Genomic DNA, 18,849 nt, shown 5'->3' with positions numbered 1-18,849 from the left:
GTTTTAGTAGCATCTGCCTAGACACGATGTCTAGTTAGCCCTAGGTTATCAACCTACATTTGGCCCAAGCCTCATCATTTTTAAACTAGAACCAATATGAGCAATCCTAACAACACAAAGACTCCGTCGACATCGAAATCACCCAAATACCCCGGTGAACCGATCACCTGCAACGGCAACACCCTGGTAGCAACCCACGTCGAGGCGCGTATCACCGACGGCGGCATTTTCTACCCCATCACCCCGTCCACCGAGGGCGGCGAACTCTACCAGCAATCATGGGCCCAAGGTGAGCTGAATGTCTTTGGCCAACAAAAAATCGCTGTCGAAACCGAAGGCGAGCACGCTGCCCAGGGTGGCGCGACAGCCTTTGCCATCACCGGTCGGCGTGCAGTCAACTTCACCTCGGGACAGGGCATTGCCTATGCCATGGAGCAATATTACCATGCTCCCGGAAAACTCTCCACCATGGTCCTCGAAGTCGGTGCCCGCGCCCTGACCAAACACGCGCTCAACGTGCACTGCGGACACGATGACATATACTCCGCGCTCGACACCGGCTGGATCATGCTGACTGGAAAAGACGCCCAGCAGGCAGCCGACCAGGCGATCATCCTGCGCAAGGTCTGCGAACTGTCGCTGAACCCCGGTATGAACATCCAGGACGGTATGCTGACTACCCATGCCGAGCGCGTGTTCCGTCGGCCGGAAGCCGGCCTGCTTCGTGAGTTCCTCGGTGCGCCCGACGACATGATCGACTGCCCGACGGATGCCCAGAAAGAGCTCTTCGGACCACGCCGCCGCCGTGTGCCCAAAATGATGGACATCTGCAGCCCGGTTCTGGTAGGCCCGGTCCAAAACCAGGAACACTACATGAACGGCGTGGTGGGTCGGCGCAACCACTTCAACGAGCCTATCCTCGGTATGCTGCAAGACGCCTACAAGGAATTTGCCGAGCTCACAGGCCGCGAGTATGGACTGCTCTCCGAATACCGCACCGACGATGCCGACACCGTCTTTATCAGCATCGGCTGCGCCGCAGAAAACATTGAAGCGGTCTGCGACTACCTCCGGGAAACACGCGGGGAAAAAGTCGGCTCCATCCACTTCAACGTCCTGCGCCCGTTCCCAGAATCGACCCTCATCGAAGCCATCCGCGGCAAAAAAACACTCATTGTCCTTGAGCGCACCGACGAAGGATTGTCGGGCGACAACCCCCTCACCCGCGACATCCGTGCCGCGATAGGCAAATCACGCGATGCCCGCCAGTGGGCCGGCAACATCCCGGCACTTTCACCCGAGGAAACACCCCGCCTTTTCCGTGGTGTCTACGGCCTCGGCTCACGCGATTTCCGCCCTGAGCATATCATCGGCGCCTTCGAATTCTCGCAAAACCAGATCGCCCGCCAAGACGGTAAAAAAGCCGAGGACGGCAGCACCTTCTTCACCCTGGGCGTCGACCACAAATACGCCGTCATTGCCGACGAAACACCCTCGTTACTTCCTGAAAAATCCATCGCCGTCCGTTTCCACTCTATCGGTGGCTGGGGGATGATCACCACGGGTAAAAACCTCGGTAACATCCTCGGCGAGTTTGGTGACCTCATCTCCGAACGCAACCCCGAGTATGATCCGGTCACAGGGCGGCTCGTACCCAAACTCCACATCGCCGCCAACCCGAAATACGGCTCTGAGAAAAAAGGTGCTCCCACTAACTACTTCCTGGTTGTCGCGCCTAACCGCGTCCGCGTCAACTGCGAGCTCAACCACGTCGATGTGGTGCTTTGCTGCGATCCAAAGGCATTCACCCATTCCAACCCGCTCGCCGGTATCAACCCCGGCGGCTGCCTGGTCTGGGAATCCTCGATGGACCCGGAAACGGCCTGGGAATCGATCCCGACAGAATACCGTCAATTCATCCGCGACAACAAGATCCGCATCTTCATCCTGCCTGGATTTGAAATCGCCCGCGCCGCCACATCGCGTCCCGAGCTCCAGATGCGGATGCAGGGAAACTCCTTCCTCGGTGCCTTCTTCAAGGTGTCCCCGTTCCTGAGCGATAACAACATCACGGAGGAAACCTTCCGCAAGACCGTCCGCAAGCAATACGAGAAGAAATTCAGCCGGTTCGGTGCCAACGTCGTTGAAAGCAACATGACCGTGATGACCGAAGGGGCGGCCCGGGTCCAGGAAATCAAATACGGTGAGCTGGATGCCATCGACACCTCGTCGCTGCGCCTCCCACCGCTGGCTCCGGTCAACTCGGAAAAACCCGTGTTACCGACGATCCAGTGCGCCGGCATGGAGTGTTACATCCCCCGGCCCGATGACCAGGTGCTCCGCTCACCGGTCAAGACCCAGGAAAAATTTGACAGTGAATTCCGCTCCGGCAAAGGCTACCACCAGCCAGCCAGCGCCCTGGCCAGTGTCGGTGTCATGTCGGCTGCGACCGGCGCCACCACCAGTAAGTATGTCGCCCGCCGGATGACCCCCCTGTTTATCCCGGAGAACTGCACCCAGTGCATGGACTGCATCACCGCCTGCCCGGATACCGCATTACCTAACACCGCCCAGGAAATCGGCACCCTCCTGCGCACGGCCACCCGCGCCTACGTTTCAGATCCCGAGCAACGCGCAGCTCTGTTAGCCGAGCTCCCCAAGGTGGAGGAAAACGCCCGCAAGCGTATGATGGAAGTCGTCGAAGCCAAGGAATCGACCCCCTTCAAAGACATCATCAAGGACGAGGTCACCGCTCTGAACGGTGCCGTTTCCCAGCAGGCCAAGGACGAGCTGTTCGCCATCCTCGACGTTGTCCCGGTCGCCTACAACAAGACCGCCGCCATCTTCCGGGCGAAAGAAAGTAAAACCGGTGACGGTGGTGTCTTCTCCATCTTTGTGGCCGACCTCTGCAAAGGCTGTGGCGAGTGCGTCGAGCAATGTGGACACGGTGCCCTGGAAATGGTGCCTGACACCGCCGAACTCAACAAGACCCTGTCATCTGCCCAGCTGTTCTCCCGGATGCTTCCCGATACTCCAGGAAAATACCTCGGTCTCTACGACGATGAAAACCCGGAGGACTCGCGGCCTGCCGCCCTCAGGAACCACCTGATGGTCCGTCGCAACTACGAGGCGCTGGTCTCAGGAGACGGTGCTTGCGCCGGCTGCGGTGAGAAAACCATCCTCCGCGCCATCGCCTCCGTGACAGAGGCGTACATGCGCCCGATGTACCATAAAAAGGCTGCACGTCTGCTGAAAAAGGCCGATCTCATCGAAACCCGGGGCAGCGAACTCCTTGCCCAGCTGAAAGCACGCTCCGAGGAGGAATACGAACTCTTCAGACGTTCCGTCGCCCATGTCATCATGGGTCTCGGTGGGGAAAACGCCGCCGATACCGATGCCCGACTGAAGGAAAACGGCCTCATCTCAGACGAGGACATCCTCACCGCCCTGGTGTCGGTCATGCGTGTGGACGCCTACAACCACAAGTCGCTGCAAGCGGTGGATGGTCGCCTCGCCAACGGTATGGCCACCATGATGATGGGTGCCAACACCGGTTGTAACACCGTTTACGGGTCCACCCCACCATCCAACCCCCACCCCTACCCGTGGATGAACTCCCTGTTCCAGGACGGGGCCACCATTTCCTGGTTGATGGGTGAGTCCCTGATCCTGCGCCACAGCCGCCGTTCGGTTGCCCCCGAGCGTATTTCCTCGGCCTTGCTAGGATTGTTAGAAGACAAGAACGCCAAGGTGATGGATGATGCCAAGTACTTCTCGATCACCCACCTCAGTGATGCCCAGATGACGCCGCAGGAGCTCAAGGAGCTTCCCAAGGTCTGGTGTATCGGCGGTGACGGTGCCCTGGGTGACATCGGTTTCCAGAACCTCTCCAAGGCAGTCCTTCAAGGCCGCCCGAACGTCAAGTTCCTCATGCTTGACACCCAGGTCTACTCGAACACCGGCGGTCAGAACTCCGACTCGTCATTCATGCCGGGCGGTTATGACATGAACCAGTTTGGTGAAAGCACCCAGGGTAAGATGACCGAGAGGAAGTCCGTCGCCGATATCCTGACCACAGGTCACGGCTCGCCATACGTCGCCCAGATCTCGATCACCAACGCGGCCAAACTCTATCAGACGATCCTCGAGGGGCTCGAATACCGGGGTGCCGCGTTCTACCAGTGCTACACCACCTGCCAGCCCGAACACGGTGTCGGCGACGATGCATCCGCCCACCAGGCCAAGCTCGCGCGCGACAGCCGCGCCATGCCTGAGTTTGTTTTCAACTCCTCCCTCGGCGAGTTCGTCCAGGAGTGTTATGACATCAAAGGCAACCCGAACACCAACCGCGACTGGCAGCAGTTCACATCCAAGGCCGATAAATCGATCAGCTATGCCTTCACCACCGCCCACTGGTGCACCACGGAAGCCCGCTTCCGCAGACACCACAAGGTGGTCACGGAGGAGCAAGCCAAGGAGATGATCCCTCTGGAAAACATGCTCCAGCTCATCACTCAGAATGATGTGGCGCACTTCCTCTTTGCCGATAAAAACGAAACTGCCTACGTGCCCGACTTCGGGGTCTTCATCCGCACAGAGTTCGGTGACACGGTGAAATACCACTCACTGAGCCGTCAGCTGGTCCTCTTCTGCGTCGAACGCCGCAAGGCCTGGCGCCTGATGCAATCGAGAGCCGGTATTGAAAACACGGACTACGCGACGCAAAAGGCCATCCTCGCGAAGCTCGCCGCCGGTGAAATCACCCGCGCCGATGTTTTGACTAAAGGTGCCGCAGTGCTCGAGGCATAACGCCGCGCCCTGTTTTTCTATCACCGCCACGGGGTTCTGCTCCGTGGCGGTTTTCCTTGGCACCCAGCAATCCTCCAAGCGGACAGCCCGGGCTCCATTATACCTTGCCATAATCACCAGATAGTCTATGAATTTACTTCAAGCTTGATTCATCCCTGTATAGAATAATTTCCAGACAACAACCGCTGGCAAGCTCTTCGTTTTCCTCTCCACACCCTCCCAACAATGACCATACTCAATTTCATCCTCCGCTTCTCATTGATTCCCGTTACAGGCCTTTCCCTGCTTTCCACCGCCGCCACCGCGCGCGAGGTCACCGGCATCGCCGCCAAGGTAAATGGCCGCGTGATCACCAAGAACGAGGTCAACTACCACCTGACCCCCTATCGGCAACAACTGGACGCCTCCATGCCCCGCAAAGGCCCCCAGTATTCCGCTCTACTCAAAAAAGCCAAAGACGAGATCCTCGACAGCCTCATCGAGCGCGAGCTGATCCTTTCCGAGTTCCGGGTCAAGACCAACGGCGACGGCAAGATCCCCGCCCACCTGATCGACCAGGAAATCGACCGCCAGGTCCGTGAGCTCTACAATAACAACCGCAACGAGTTTAACAAATCACTCCGCCAGGCCGGTGTCACCCCGGCACAGCACCGCCGTGAAACCGAGAAAAAACTCGTCGTCCAGGCAATGCGCTCCCAGCAGTTTAAAAACGCCGTGCCGCCACTCCCTAACGAGGTCGCCGCCGAGTACAACAAACACAAAATCAAGCTGCGCGACACCACAGGCGACGCGCTCGAATACCACAAGATCTATATCCCTAAAACCGACCCCCAGAATGCTCTCGTAACCGCCGAAACCCAGCTGCAATTGGCGGAGGATATCGTGGGCAAACTCGAAAAGGGTGCCAATTTCGAAGAGCTCGCCAAACAACACTCGAAGGATGCCTGGGCCGCCGAGGGCGGCAAGGTAGAGAAAACCAAACGCACCGACCTCTCCCCGGCATTCGCTGCCATCCTGATGGAAACCCCGATTGGAAAAGTCCTCGGCCCCCTGGAGGACGGCCGCGGCTACACCATTGTCCGACTCGATAAAAAACACTACGGCCCAGCACCGTCTTTGAATAAAGTCCGACCCGAAATCGAAGCCCGTGTCCGCGCCCGCAAAAACAAAGCCAAACACGACCGCTGGATGAAGCGCCTCCGCGATAACGCGATGATCGAGAAAAAGATGTAACGGCCAAACTCCCAGCTGCAAACCCTGAAAACCAGGACCCATGGAACAGATCAAATCCCTCTTCGACCTCACCGGACATGTCGCCGTTGTCATCGGCGGCACGGGCAACCTCTGCGGCAGCATGGGTATCGCCATGGCCCGCGCCGGTGCCGAGGTTGTCCTCGTCGGCCGCAACCCGGAAAACGCCATCGACAAACTTGCCGCCATCGATGAATTCGGCGGAAAATCCTGGTTTCATAAAGCCGATGTCAGCCAACGTCAGGAAATCGATGACCTCCTCTCCACCGTGTTACTCAGGTCCGGAAAAGTCGATGTCCTGGTCAATGGCGCCGGTCTTGGCTCAGGCACTCCCTTCCTCGAAATCACCGAGGATGAACTCGACCACCTCATGGCCGTGAACTTCAAAAGCGTTTTTAACGCCTGCCAGATTTTCGGGCAGTTCTTTATCGATCACCATGAGCCGTGCAGCATCATCAACATGGGCTCCATGGCTGGCAGCATGCCCGTTTCCGGTATCTTCGCCTACTCTGCCGCCAAGGCCGCCGTGCATAACCTCAGCAAAAACCTCGCCCGCGAATGGGCCGAGCACGATATCCGGGTCAACACCCTCGTGCCCGGCTTTTTCCCATCAGAACAAGCCTCTCGCCAGGGTGATGAAACCCGTGCCCTGGAAATCCTCCGCCACACCCCGATGTCACGTTTCGGCACCGCCAACGAACTCACCGGCGCCACGCTCATGCTCGCCTCCAACAACGCCGGCTCGTTTATCACCGGCACCGAAATCGTCATCGATGGCGGCTTCTCGGCGATGACCATCTAACTCAAGCGGGGCAAATACCGGCTCTGACTGGAACAAAACGGTATTCGATTCCCCTTGAAAATGGGGCCGATCATTGATATCGGTTAGTCAGCATGAGACGTTCTATCTGTTTTGTATTCGGCCTTCTCCTCGCTTGCCTAACAATCACCATCGATGCTGCTGCGGAGGACTTGACGCAACTTGACCTCGTCACCCTCCGCAAAAGGGCGGAATCCGGCCGACTTGCCGCACAGGTCGAACTCGCCTACCGCGCGCTCGAAGGAAAAACCAAAGACTTCGATGAAAACGCCATTTACCAGACTTTCGAGAAAGGTGCGGCAGGTGAAATCCCCCGCGCCTTTGTCGGCCTGGGCCTTTGCCGCTATTACGGCATCGGAACCCGAGCCGACCGCAAACAGTCCAACGCCGACCACAAACAAGCGGCGGAACTCGGCGATCTCCGCGGCATGATGATCCATGGCTGGGTTCTCTATTCCCAAGCAAAGGACCAGTCCGACTCTGACCGTGGGCTGGCATTGATTCAGAAAGCCAGGGATGCCGGTAGTGAGGAAGCATCTACACTGCTCGCCAATCTGGACCTTCGCCGGCCTGACAACCAACCCGGCGCTACCCAAAAAGCCCTGAAGACGCTGGAACACCTCGCACTCGAAAAAGGCAACCATCACGCCATGAATAACCTTGCCGATTATTATCGGAAAACCGGCAAGCAGGATCTCGCGATCAAATATCTCAGAATGAGCGCCGACGCGAATTCCACCTATGCCTGTGTCGCCCTGGCTGAGTTCTTGATGGCAAAAAAAGCAGGTGGCAACGAAAACGAGATCCTTACCCTGCTGCGTAAGGCAGCTGCCCGCGGTAGCAATCACGGCAGGTTCCTGCTCGCACGCAAACTGATGCGCCGCACCCATCTACAACTCCCGGGTGAGGACTGGTACCAGATGCTGCTGCTGTCTCACCAGCACGGCCATGCACAATCCAGCTTCGAGCTAGGAGCAGCCCACCAACACGCACCGGGCTACACCTTCCGTGATCTCGATTGGAAACTAGCGGTCGAGTTTTATCAAGCCTACCTCGATGCTTACAAAGACGTCCCTCCAGCCATGTCACACCAGGAGATGCACACGGCCATTCACTTCATCTGCGAATTATACTTCAAGGGCGGCCTCGGGTTAAAAAAAGACCTGCGGAAATGCCTGGAAACAGCCCGACCCTACCTGGGAATTTGTGGCGTTGCCACCGCCCACGCCGGCAGGGTTCTCCTCCACCCGGACACCCCCCTGGGCACCACCCGTCAGGCTCGTATCCGCGGCTACGCCTGCATGCTCAGCGCAAGGAAGTCCCATTACACAATCAGTGATCATACTCTGTTTATCATGCGAAGCCGCTTCAGCTTTACTCGCGAAGAAGTCGCCGAAGCCCAGAAACTAAGCGATTCGGGTTTCCCAACACCCGATTCAAAATTGCTGCCGTAACTAACAGCTCAACCATCGCCCCCGCCCAATCCGTTTTCCAACCCGCACATTGCTTCATGAAAAAAGCCATCCTCATCGTCTGCGCCGCGGCCGTGTCAGCCCCCGTCTTCGCAGAAAAACCAACCACCTTCAAAGCGCCCAAGGTTTACCAGCCGGCCAACGATCTGTTCATGAAGGCATACAAACTTCAGAAAGAACAAGGCTCGGTAAAGGCCATCGCCGAGTTGAACAGGGTGGCTCCCGACATCTTCGATAACGATCAAGTGCCGGCCTTCGCGCAATATGATTTTTACCGCTATGCGTATAACGCCGCCTTTATGGGGTCTGGATTAAACGATCCGGAATGGGCCGGCATGCTGTTAGAATGGATCTACAACCACAGCCGGGAAAACGGGGAAGGTTACTGGTATGGCAAGATCACACTGGACCTTCACCGCCACTACATGAGCCGGGCAAGATACAACGATGCGCGGCAGCTGATGACACGCGAGGTCAACCAGCTCGGTGAAGGGCTCGGGACAGATATCGAAATCAACCGCTTACCCGGAAAAAAACCGGTTCTAAATAACTTCCCTGAGTTCAAGGACCGCAAGCTCACCCGGGGCTTGATCGATCCTCGTAATAGCCAGCTGTTTGCGTGTCTGGCATCCCAGGATCTCGCCGAGGGCAAATGGCGCAGGGCGCTTGAGCAGGCCCATGTGGCCAGGAAAAAGGGTGCCATGGGTGTGCGTTGGTATTCCAGTCGACCCAAAGTAAACGCCTCCAAAATCAGCGTCGACTACAGCCTCGACCTCTGGCGATGGGCGTCTCTGGCAATGGCACACAGCTATCAATTTCTCGACTTACAAGAACTTGCCCTGAACGAATACCGCGAGATCACCAAGTTCAAACCCAAACTGGGCCATCACACTCACATCGTCAGCTCGGCGGTGGGTGAAGTCGCTTATTACGAATTCCTCAAAGGAAAAACACCTGCCGCAGCAGCCATCCAGAAAATCAACAAACAACGCAAGCTGCTTTACGATTTCACGGCATACCCGACGGCTGATGACATGGATAGACTCACCCGTTACAAAGTAGACATCCTGTTCCGCAGTGGCTCACCGGACAAGGCGTGGGAACTTCTTGATAGCCTCCGCAACTCGGAAAAAACCAGCCCCCGCAGTCGTTTCCTTGCAGACATGGCCTGGTGCGGACACCGTCTCGATGCGGGCATGACCGATGACATCGAGCCGCTCCTGATCAAACTGCTCACCACCGCACGCCAGGGAGGTATCAAGACCGATGAAATTGAGCTCTATCACATCTACGCCCGTTACCTCATCGCCACGGGCCGACTCGATGACGCCCTGAAAATCCAGCGCGAGCTCATTCGGCTGCTAGAGTCGTTCGATGTTTTTACTCGCCTGCCCGGCGCCTACCGCACGCTGGCCGAAATTTATTCCGCCATGGGTGCCAGCACCGCCGCCAAGAACGCCGCCAGCATGGCTACACAAGCCCTTAAAAACCGGAAAGTGCCGCAGGCATTCAGCCAACGCATCAAAACAATGCTGGCCAGGCCCCTGCCCAAAGCAGCCACCGATCAGGAGACGAACAAAAATGACGTCGCTGATATCCAGCCACGCCGCGCCAGCGTCACCCCACTCCATGGAATGCCCGCTCGCGGTCTCTTCACCCTGACAAATCCAACCCAGGAAAACATCAACGGCACCCTCTCGTTCACCGGCAATGGTGTCAGCGCGAAAACCCCCGGCCAATCCTCCCTGGTCAAAGTCGTTGTGGCTCCGACCGAAGAAAAAACGACATCCAAGGTCACGCTCGAACTGGCTCCCGGACAAGTCGTTTTCATCGACATCGAACAAGCCAGATCCGCCGAGAACCAGGTCACCGTCGAGTGGGCTCCCACAGGAGGCAAAACCATCGAGGCCAGCTGGCAGGCCCAGCCCGCCGAGGAGGGGTTCAGCGTCGCCATCGTCGATGCAGGTGAATACCTGGACAACCCGTTCTACCTGATTCCGTTTTACCACCTGCTGCAATACCGCGACTCCTTTCCACAGGCCATGGACATGCGTATCGTCGCCTCGCAGCCGACACGGATTGAGGTTTACGATCAGCACGACCGCATTGTCTGTGTCGATGCCACCGGCGACGGGGATTTCAGTGGCAGCGGCGATATGACGATGCAGGATTTTAACCGGAACCGTCTGCCCGACCTCAAACTGGCCGACTCCGGAAACGAGCAGCGTTTCCGTGCTTTCATCCGGCCCGCCAATGAAATCCCCAAAGAGGGAATCACCCTCTCCCTGCAAATCCGCGAAGGCGGCAAGTGGGTGAAAATCTCCGAAGACCGTCTTTTGGCTCGCGATTAACACATGAAACAGCTATCCCGGCGGGGCCTGTGATTAGTAATTCGTAATTCGTAATTCGTAATTGGTGATTGCTTGCGCCAGCAAGCCCTTACTTGGTATTTGGCGTTTAAAGCTTGGAGTTTATGATCATCTACATCCACATCCCCTTCTGCCACCGGATCTGTCCCTACTGCTCCTTCTACAAACACACGCCCGGAGATACCGATAAACGGGCATTTATCCAGGCGATCCTCAGGGAGGCCAAGTGGCATGAACGTCGCGGCCATGATCCTATTTCCACCCTCTATCTCGGTGGTGGGACGCCATCGATGCTCTCACCAAGCCACCTCACCGAGTTATTCGAGGGACTGCACGAGACCCTTCCGTTGGAAAACACCCACATCACTCTTGAGGCGAACCCCGCCACCTTCGGCCACGCCAAGGCCGCCCTGTTCAAGGACCTCGGGGTGAACCGGACTTCGCTCGGCATCCAGTCGTTCTCCCCCCACGTGCTCAAAACACTCGGTCGCGAACACAATCCCGACCAGGCTTCCGAAGCCGTGCACACTCTCCGCGCCTCCGGGATGGAGGAAATCAACATCGATCTCATGTTTTCAGTGCCAGGCCAGACCTTGGACGACTGGTCACATTCCCTCGACACCGCCATCGCTCTGGAGCCCGACCACATTTCCGCCTATAACCTCACCTACGAGGAGGATACCGAGTTTCTCGACCGGCTGTCAAAAGGGCACTATTCCGAATGCGAGGACACCAATGCGGATATGTTTACCCTGGCGCAGCGGAAACTAACAGACGCCGGTTTCATTCATTACGAGACATCCAACTACGCCCTCCCCGGCAAGGAATCGCTCCACAACCTCTCCTACTGGCACGGCCACGACTACCTGGGCCTCGGCCCCTCCGCCGTCTCCACCGTCGATGGCACACGCTGGAAAAACCTCCCCGACACCGCACGCTACATCCACGCGATCGAAACCGTCGGCCACGCCAAATCCGAGCAGGAAACCATCGACGCCGATGCCTACCGCACCGAGCGTATCGCCCTCCTGCTCCGCACCACCCACGGCCTTCCAGAGCAATACCTTCAGGACTCACCCGTAGGCAGTGTCGAAGCATTGTTAGAAAACAAGCTCGCTGAACTCCACAACGGCCACCTCCGCCTCATCAACGACGGCCGGTTACTCGTCGACGCCGTTGCAGGGCAGATTCTCTAGGAAAAAAGAACACTATGATCAGGAACGAACGAACCTGCAAATAATGAGACTTGTAGGTAGGCCCTTGTTTTATTAGGGTTTCTTAAGCATTTGCACTCTAAACTCCTATGAGAATCACCTTACCTCTCGTACTCGTCCTTTTTTGTTACAGCCGTCTCTACGCCGAAACCGGTCCCAATGAATCCAGTCTAACCCTCGTCAATGATGTCTCTTTTAACAACATGACAGTTACTGCCTCGGTGCCTATTTTTGGCTCTGACAGCAAGACATCCGTCCTGTCGGGTGACATCACAGCGACAACCGACATCTCACCCGTCACGGCATTCAACAATCAGCTGACATTCACCCCTGGCAACAGCACCGCGTCACCTGTTGGTTTTTCACTTGGAAATTTTGTCTCGGGATACGTCACCCTCAATCTTTCCAACCTCGGCATTTCTCTATCCACGCCGTTCGCCCCGGGTAATGTCGATGCATCGACAGGAATTTTTGATGCCAGCCAGCACGACTTTACCATCGATCAAGGCACCATCTCCGTCACCGTTCCCGGAAGCAACACGCCGACTGATATCCAGCTTTCCGAAACGGTCGTTACGGGGACAGGCTCGGGAAACGGCACCGTCACCATCACTGAAAACGGAACCACAAGCACGAGGATCACCTATAACATCACCGTGACCATGCCCTTCACCGCCACGACCCAGGTCCCGTTGGGTTTTTCACTGGGTGATGATGAGGTCACTGCCACACTCACCTTCGACGGCACAATCAAGGCCACCAGCACCGTTTACGTCTACATATCCGCCTACCTTCAGTGGACGGAGGAAAACAACGCCCCGGGAGGTGCCTTCGATTCCCAGGACATCGGCACAATCCCCAACGGCATCCTCTGGGCGCTCGGTTATGACCTTGGAAACCAACCGGACAGGCTGATTATTCCTGTGGACGGCAAACTCACCATTCCCCTCCCTCCAGGCGGAACGCTCCACCCCATGATCATCGAGTGTTCCACTAATCTGTCCGACTGGGATCCCATCGATCCGTCAAAGGTATCCACTGGCAGTAACACGATTCCACCAGCAAGCACCGGGACGGTCACCATCACGCCCAGCGGACCATTCAGTTTTTACCGGATCAAGGCGACCCAGTAGTCGTAAATGGCGGTTCCCATGCTTCCAAACGGTCTGCAGCAGCTCGATTTGACCGATAAGCATCATACCCGTCGCCCGGACGCGGCAAACAGTTCGTGCTGATCAGCGGAAAAACCACACCTTGCGAGGTGAAAAACGCGATTATCATGCTACGTTACCACTCGGCCCCATCCGGCCATCCATAACAATCACTGCCCTCCCCCGCGCTACGCGTACTTTCTGCCATTGACATCACAACCTCCATCCGCTTTTAACCCCGCATGAAACCTGTGCTCTACCTGTTGATTCTTCTCGGAGCCACCCTGCTCGCCTTCGATCTCGCCAAGGAGGTCAAGGACATCGAGGTAGAACCAGCGCCGGAACCCACCCGACCCGTCCGGCCACAGGACTCCGGGGCGGCGCCTTCTTCGTCGGCGCAAGCCCCCGATGGACATGCCGAGGCGATGCAGGCCATACAGCAGCAGGTGGCTCAGCAGACGGCGGCTATCGGGCAATCCCCCGATGACGCCGGCCCCTACATCAAACGGGCCGAGCTTTACGCCCAGATGCGACAGTTCCCCGCAGCACTCGCCGACCTCGACAAAGCGGCCACCCTGGCACCCGGGGCAGCAGATGTCTTTTTCCAACGCGGCTATGTCATGATCGCCACCGGCCAGACTGAAAAGGCGCTGGCCGATTTCTCCCGTGTGCTCGAAATCACCCCGGCCCATACCAAGGCCCGGCTCTACCGGGCGATCATCCGCTACCGCAACAAGAGTTTCCAGCCCGCACTCGACGATTGCCTGGCACTGCTCAAACACGATCCCACATTCCACGACGCCCACATCACCGCCTCACGCTGTTACATGGAACTCAACAACAAGGCCAAGGCCATCGCGCATCTGGAAACCTATATCGCCCAGGCCAAGGACCCCGACGGCATCCGCGAAGCACGCCGGTTGATCGAACTGTGGAACCAGCAGGAACCCGGACAGGCACCAGGCAACGACAACCAACCAAACCCCTGATATGAAGACATTTCCATCCACCGGTCTACTTACGACTGCCGCCCTGCTTGCCCTGCTCCACTGCTCATGCCGTGAAAAAGGCGAGGTGCAGCACTTCCGTACGCCCAAGGCACCACGGGCCGAGGCCACAGCACCGGCACAACAGCCACCACAAACTCCAGCCACGGCCACAAAAGCACCCTACACCTGGACCCTCCCCGACGGCTGGACCGCCCAGTCTGCCAGCGGCATGCGCCTGGCCACCATCCTCATCCCGTCGGGTTCCGGCACCCTCAACGCCTCGATCACCGAGTTTGGCGGCGATCTGGCTGGTAACGTCAACCGTTGGCGCGGTCAGATCGGTCTGCCACCCCTTCAAGAATCCGCCATCGCCGCTACCCTCAAGGAAGTGGAGACAGGACTTGGAAAAGGCTACATCGTTTCGCTTTCGAACCCTGCCTCACCGGACAGCGGGCTGCTCGCGGCCATCATTCCCCGGCCGACAAATACCTCCGTTTTCATCAAAGTCCCCGGCAATCCAGCCGACCTGGAAAAAATCACCGCCGCCTTCACCGGGTTCACCCAGTCGCTGGCCCCAGCAACCAACTAGCTCATGAGTAAACCACTCCCCGCCGTACGGCTGCTCAAGCCGCTCGCATCCGCCGCCATTTTCTACTACGCCACACTCTGGCTGGTCGTTCTGGTGGTTGTGGGCACCATCAACCAGAAATACTTCGGCCTCCACTACAGCCTGGAAAAATACTTTTCCGCCTGGTGCATCCAGCCGATGGAGTGGCCTCTCTGGCTACCCGGCGGTCGACTGATCATGGCCGTCATCCTGGTAAACCTCACCGCCAAGCTTTTGGTCGGCACCAAGTGGAAGTTCCAGAATATCGGCATCAACATCACCCACCTTGGCGTTTTCCTGCTGATGGTCGGCGCCGTTGTCACCGCCTACACCACCACCGAGGGACATATCAGCATCCGCGAGGGCGAGGAATCATCCACTTTCCTGAACTCCCACGAGGTGGAACTAGCCGTCACCGACCGCTCCAACCCGGAATACGACGACACCACCAGCTTCACCCAGGGGTTTTTCCACAGCAAACAACCATTTGGCGATGACACCGTGCCGATGGCTTTCAAGGTCACCCGCATGTACAAAAACTGCAAACCTGTGGCACGTCCCGACAACAAAAAATCGGACAAGTTCAGAGGCCGCGCCGCCAACGTCGAGCTGGAGGAGCTTCCGGGAGACCCCAAGGACCAGAACCTGCGCGGCATCGAGGTCGAGATCACCGGCTTGCCCGACGACCAGTCGGGTAGCTACATCTTTATCGCCCACCCCGAGTGGAAACCGGCCATACTAACAGCCGGTGACGGAAAAACCTACGAGGTCTCACTGCGCGCGCGTCACCACCAGCTGCCGTTCAGCCTTTACCTGAAGGATTTTGAAAAGCTCAATCACGCCGGCACGATGATGGCCCGGGCGTTTTCATCCAAGGTCCGGGTCACCCAGGACGAATCCACCGAGGATATCAAGATCTACATGAACCACCCGCTGAGACGCAATGGCTACACCCTCTACCAGGCGTCATTCAGTCAGGTGGGCGTCGAGACGACGGTGCTTCAGGTCGTCTACAACAAAGGCCAATTGATGCCCTACATCTCCATCGTGGTGATCACTCTCGGGCTGCTCGTCCACGTCGTGATGCAGGTTCCACGCCTCATTGTGGCTGCGCAAAACAAAAACCAGCCACGTAAAGCCTCTTAACGCCATGACCCGTTTTATACCCATCCCCTCGCTCAGAAAAATGGCACCCCTGCTGGCGTTGTCCCTCGGCCTCGCCATCTCCGGCCAGCTCCTCGCCCAGTCGCCCGCCACACCACCGGAAAAAGACATCTCGCCCGGTTCCGGCAAGCTGCTGGCGTCCATCCCGGTGCAAAACGCCGGTCGGATCAAACCCTTCGACTCCTTTGCCCGCTTCACCCTGCTGGCATGTTACCACAAATCAAAAATCGGCGACCTCTCCGCCAGCCAGTGGATGGCCCAGCTCCTGCTCGACCCCGAAGCCGCCTATGATGTCAAGTGTTTCAGGATCAAGAATGGCGATCTCATCGACGACCTCGGACTGGAAAAAGAAGGCGCCGGCCCATACATCTACAGCTTCAACGAACTGCGCACCGTGATCGACGCCCAGCGCTCCCGTGCCCAGACCATCCAGCAACGCAACAAGGACCATCGCACCTTGGTCGAAGAACAGCTCCTCAAGCTCTACAACACCGTTTACAACTACTTCTCGATCAGCCGGTCGCTCACCTGCCTGACACCCGAGCTGGTCATCGAAAACGAGCAGCTCGCCAAGGAACTCAACCTCCCCGCAGGCAAACCATTCAGCTTTTTCCAGATCCACCAACGCTGGGACCTGTTCCGGACAACGGTCGAGAAACTCAAGACCACCTTCGATCGCAATAACCCGTATGACCTGGCGATCTTCGACCTGGTCAGCCGGATCAGGGACTTGCAGCAACGCGACTCCGCCGTGGCAACATTCACGATCATCCCGCCGGACGATGATCCCATTCACAAGGAATGGCTCACCCCTTGGTCGGCTCTCGATCCCCAGCGGACACCGACGGATAAGGAGCTCCATCTCATCACCGAGCTGGAGGCAACCATCGCCGCCCTTTCTAACAAAGACGAGGAATCAGCGGCCAGCCACAAGGAAACCTTTCTGGCGGGCTCCCATAAAGTCACCACCACCCTTGCCAAACGTGAACTCTTTTACAACCAGTTAGACGCCTTCACCAAGAGCATCGCCTTCTACATCCTCGGCTTCCTGTTACTCGCCCTCAGCTGGCTCTTTGCCGGCAAGGCGATGCGCTGGGGAAGCTGGGGCGTGGTGCTCACCGGCTTCCTCCTCCACGCCGGCGGCATCCTGCTGCGTATGATGATCCGGGGCCGACCCGCCCCCGTCACCACCATTTACGAGTCGATCATCTTTGTCGGGTTTATCTGCGTCCTGTTAGGACTCATTATCGAGTTCCGTCGCCGCGACGGGCTCGGGCTGCTGATCTCCACCGTGCCCGGCATCATCCTTCACTTTGTGGGATTCAAGTACGCCATGGAAGGCGACACCATGGGCCGACTGGTCGCGGTGTTGGATTCCAATTTCTGGCTAGCCACCCACGTGGTCAGTATTGCCATCGGCTACGGCGCGGCGGCTGTCGCCGGCCTCACCGCCAATGCCTATCTCTTTGTCCGTCTGGTCCGGCCCGGAAACAAGGATCTTATCAAAAGCATCTCCAAGAACTTCATCGGCGTCACCCTGGTCGCGCTGTTGTTCTGCATCGTCGGCACCATCCTCGGCGGTATCTGGGGCGACCAGTCATGGGGTCGCTTCTGGGGCTGGGACCCCAAGGAAAACGGTGCCCTCCTGCTCTGCCTCTGGCTACTGATCATCCTGCACGGAAAATGGGGTAAACAACTCAAGGAGCTCGGCATCGCCACCATGCTGGCCCTGACCAACATCGTCGTCCTCCTTGCCTGGTTCGGGGTCAACCTCCTCAGCGTCGGCCTCCACTCCTACGGCTTCACCGAGGGTGCCCTGTTCAACCTGATCATCGCCTGCGCCATCATCCTCGTCCTCGCCGCACTCCCATCCTTCATCATCTACATCCGCGACACCTCCCAAGTTAAAGAACCCCAAGCTCCAATCACTCCTCCCGCCTCCTGACTCCTGACTCCTGACTCCCGAAATGACTTCCCGACAACGCTTCCTCGCCGCCATCCGCCGTGAACCCACCGACCGCACTCCCGTCTGGGTGATGCGCCAGGCTGGCCGCTATCTTCCCGAATACCGCGCCCTCAAGGAGAAGTATTCCTTCACGGAAATGGTCAAGTCGCCCGAGCTGGCGACCGAGGTCACTCTGCAGCCGCTGAAACGCTTCCCACTCGATGCCGCGATCATTTTTTCTGACATCCTCATCATCCCCGAGGCACTGGGTCAGCCGTATCATTTCCGTGACGGCGGTGGCATCGGCATGGACTACCTGCTGGATTCTGTCGAAAAAATCAACGCGCTCGACGCCTCGGGCATCGAGGAGAAACTCGCCTACCTGCCCGCCGCCCTGCGTATGACACGTCAGGAAATAGGCGAGGAGAAAACCCTGCTCGGCTTCGGCGGCTCACCATGGACGCTCGCCGCTTACATGACCGAGGGCGGCTCGCTCAAGGACCTCGCCGCGCTGAAAACCCTCTACTACTCCGAGCCCGCCACCTTCGATCTGCTGATGGAAAAAATCACCTCCGCAGTCATCGACCTGTTCAAGATGAAGATCGACGCCGGGGTGGACGCCATCCAGATCTTCGACTCCGCCGGCGCTTTCTGCCCGGCCAGCCACTACGACGGTATGTCGCTCAAGTGGATCAAAAAAATCATCGACGCCCTGCCCGCCGATTTTCCCGTCATCATCTTCGCCAAGGGCATGGCCCACCAGCGGGACGCGCTCTGCACCACCGGCGCCAGCGTCTTGAGTATCGACTGGACCATCAACCTCCCCAGCTACTACGACGCCCTCCCTGACAACGTCGCCGTGCAAGGCAACCTCGACCCCCTCATCCTCTCCTCCAGCGCCGATGTCGTGCGCACCGAGACCACCCGGCTGCTGGAAAGCATGAAAGGCCGCCACGGCCACATCCTCAACCTCGGCCACGGCATCCTCCCCTCCGCCAAACCTGAGAACATGCAAGTCCTCTGCGACACAGTGGCGCAGTTCAGTGCATAAGTCCCAT

The 18,849-nt window shown here is 57.9% G+C and carries 12 protein-coding genes; all 12 read left to right on the top strand.

The window, feature by feature from the left end:
• Positions 1-96: 96 nt before the first annotated feature.
• Positions 97-4,809 (top strand): 2-oxoacid:acceptor oxidoreductase family protein, encoded by a 4,713-nt coding sequence (locus tag H7A51_15530; GenBank protein ID MCP5537630.1) that lies wholly within the window; start codon positions 97-99, stop codon positions 4,807-4,809.
• Between the two features lie 225 nt (positions 4,810-5,034).
• Positions 5,035-6,042 (top strand): peptidylprolyl isomerase, encoded by a 1,008-nt coding sequence (locus H7A51_15525; GenBank protein MCP5537629.1) that lies wholly within the window; start codon positions 5,035-5,037, stop codon positions 6,040-6,042.
• Positions 6,043-6,082: 40 nt separating this feature from the next.
• The gene (locus tag H7A51_15520; GenBank protein ID MCP5537628.1) at positions 6,083-6,862 is read left to right on the top strand and encodes an SDR family oxidoreductase; all 780 of its coding nucleotides are present in this window, start codon (positions 6,083-6,085) and stop codon (positions 6,860-6,862) included.
• Positions 6,863-6,954: 92 nt separating this feature from the next.
• Entirely contained in the window at positions 6,955-8,334 is a 1,380-nt protein-coding gene (locus tag H7A51_15515) for a sel1 repeat family protein (protein ID MCP5537627.1), read from the top strand.
• 56 nt (positions 8,335-8,390) lie between these two features.
• Complete coding sequence (locus H7A51_15510; GenBank protein MCP5537626.1) at positions 8,391-10,703, top strand: hypothetical protein; 2,313 nt, start codon at positions 8,391-8,393, stop codon at positions 10,701-10,703.
• Between the two features lie 122 nt (positions 10,704-10,825).
• A complete protein-coding gene (gene hemW / locus H7A51_15505) occupies positions 10,826-11,917 on the top strand; it encodes a radical SAM family heme chaperone HemW (GenBank protein MCP5537625.1) in 1,092 nt (363 codons plus the stop codon).
• A 107-nt stretch (positions 11,918-12,024) separates the two neighbouring features.
• Positions 12,025-13,068 carry a hypothetical protein gene (locus tag H7A51_15500; GenBank protein ID MCP5537624.1) on the top strand — a complete coding sequence of 348 codons (1,044 nt, stop codon included), beginning with the start codon at positions 12,025-12,027 and terminating at the stop codon, positions 13,066-13,068.
• A 260-nt stretch (positions 13,069-13,328) separates the two neighbouring features.
• The gene (locus H7A51_15495) at positions 13,329-14,075 is read left to right on the top strand and encodes a tetratricopeptide repeat protein (GenBank protein MCP5537623.1); all 747 of its coding nucleotides are present in this window, start codon (positions 13,329-13,331) and stop codon (positions 14,073-14,075) included.
• A 1-nt stretch (position 14,076) separates the two neighbouring features.
• Entirely contained in the window at positions 14,077-14,664 is a 588-nt protein-coding gene (locus tag H7A51_15490; protein MCP5537622.1) for a hypothetical protein, read from the top strand.
• A gap of 3 nt (positions 14,665-14,667) precedes the next feature.
• Entirely contained in the window at positions 14,668-15,828 is a 1,161-nt protein-coding gene (locus H7A51_15485; GenBank protein ID MCP5537621.1) for a cytochrome c biogenesis protein ResB, read from the top strand.
• A 4-nt stretch (positions 15,829-15,832) separates the two neighbouring features.
• A complete protein-coding gene (gene ccsA, locus H7A51_15480) occupies positions 15,833-17,791 on the top strand; it encodes a cytochrome c biogenesis protein CcsA (GenBank protein ID MCP5537620.1) in 1,959 nt (652 codons plus the stop codon).
• 22 nt (positions 17,792-17,813) lie between these two features.
• Positions 17,814-18,842, top strand: a complete 1,029-nt coding sequence (gene hemE, locus H7A51_15475; protein MCP5537619.1) for a uroporphyrinogen decarboxylase — start codon at positions 17,814-17,816, stop codon at positions 18,840-18,842.
• Positions 18,843-18,849 lie beyond the last annotated feature (7 nt).

Source organism: Akkermansiaceae bacterium, from assembly GCA_024233115.1.
Classification (GTDB): Bacteria; Verrucomicrobiota; Verrucomicrobiia; order Verrucomicrobiales; family Akkermansiaceae; genus Oceaniferula.
This window is presented reverse-complemented; position numbering and strand designations above follow the sequence as displayed.

Coding starts and splice junctions, on each gene's coding strand:
- ccsA (MCP5537620.1), top strand. CDS start 15,833: ATGACCCGTTTTATACCCATCCCCTCGCTCAGAAAAATGGCACCCCTG.
- H7A51_15495 (MCP5537623.1), top strand. CDS start 13,329: ATGAAACCTGTGCTCTACCTGTTGATTCTTCTCGGAGCCACCCTGCTC.
- H7A51_15525 (MCP5537629.1), top strand. CDS start 5,035: ATGACCATACTCAATTTCATCCTCCGCTTCTCATTGATTCCCGTTACA.
- H7A51_15520 (MCP5537628.1), top strand. CDS start 6,083: ATGGAACAGATCAAATCCCTCTTCGACCTCACCGGACATGTCGCCGTT.
- H7A51_15510 (MCP5537626.1), top strand. CDS start 8,391: ATGAAAAAAGCCATCCTCATCGTCTGCGCCGCGGCCGTGTCAGCCCCC.
- H7A51_15490 (MCP5537622.1), top strand. CDS start 14,077: ATGAAGACATTTCCATCCACCGGTCTACTTACGACTGCCGCCCTGCTT.
- H7A51_15530 (MCP5537630.1), top strand. CDS start 97: ATGAGCAATCCTAACAACACAAAGACTCCGTCGACATCGAAATCACCC.
- H7A51_15485 (MCP5537621.1), top strand. CDS start 14,668: ATGAGTAAACCACTCCCCGCCGTACGGCTGCTCAAGCCGCTCGCATCC.
- H7A51_15515 (MCP5537627.1), top strand. CDS start 6,955: ATGAGACGTTCTATCTGTTTTGTATTCGGCCTTCTCCTCGCTTGCCTA.
- hemW (MCP5537625.1), top strand. CDS start 10,826: ATGATCATCTACATCCACATCCCCTTCTGCCACCGGATCTGTCCCTAC.
- H7A51_15500 (MCP5537624.1), top strand. CDS start 12,025: ATGAGAATCACCTTACCTCTCGTACTCGTCCTTTTTTGTTACAGCCGT.
- hemE (MCP5537619.1), top strand. CDS start 17,814: ATGACTTCCCGACAACGCTTCCTCGCCGCCATCCGCCGTGAACCCACC.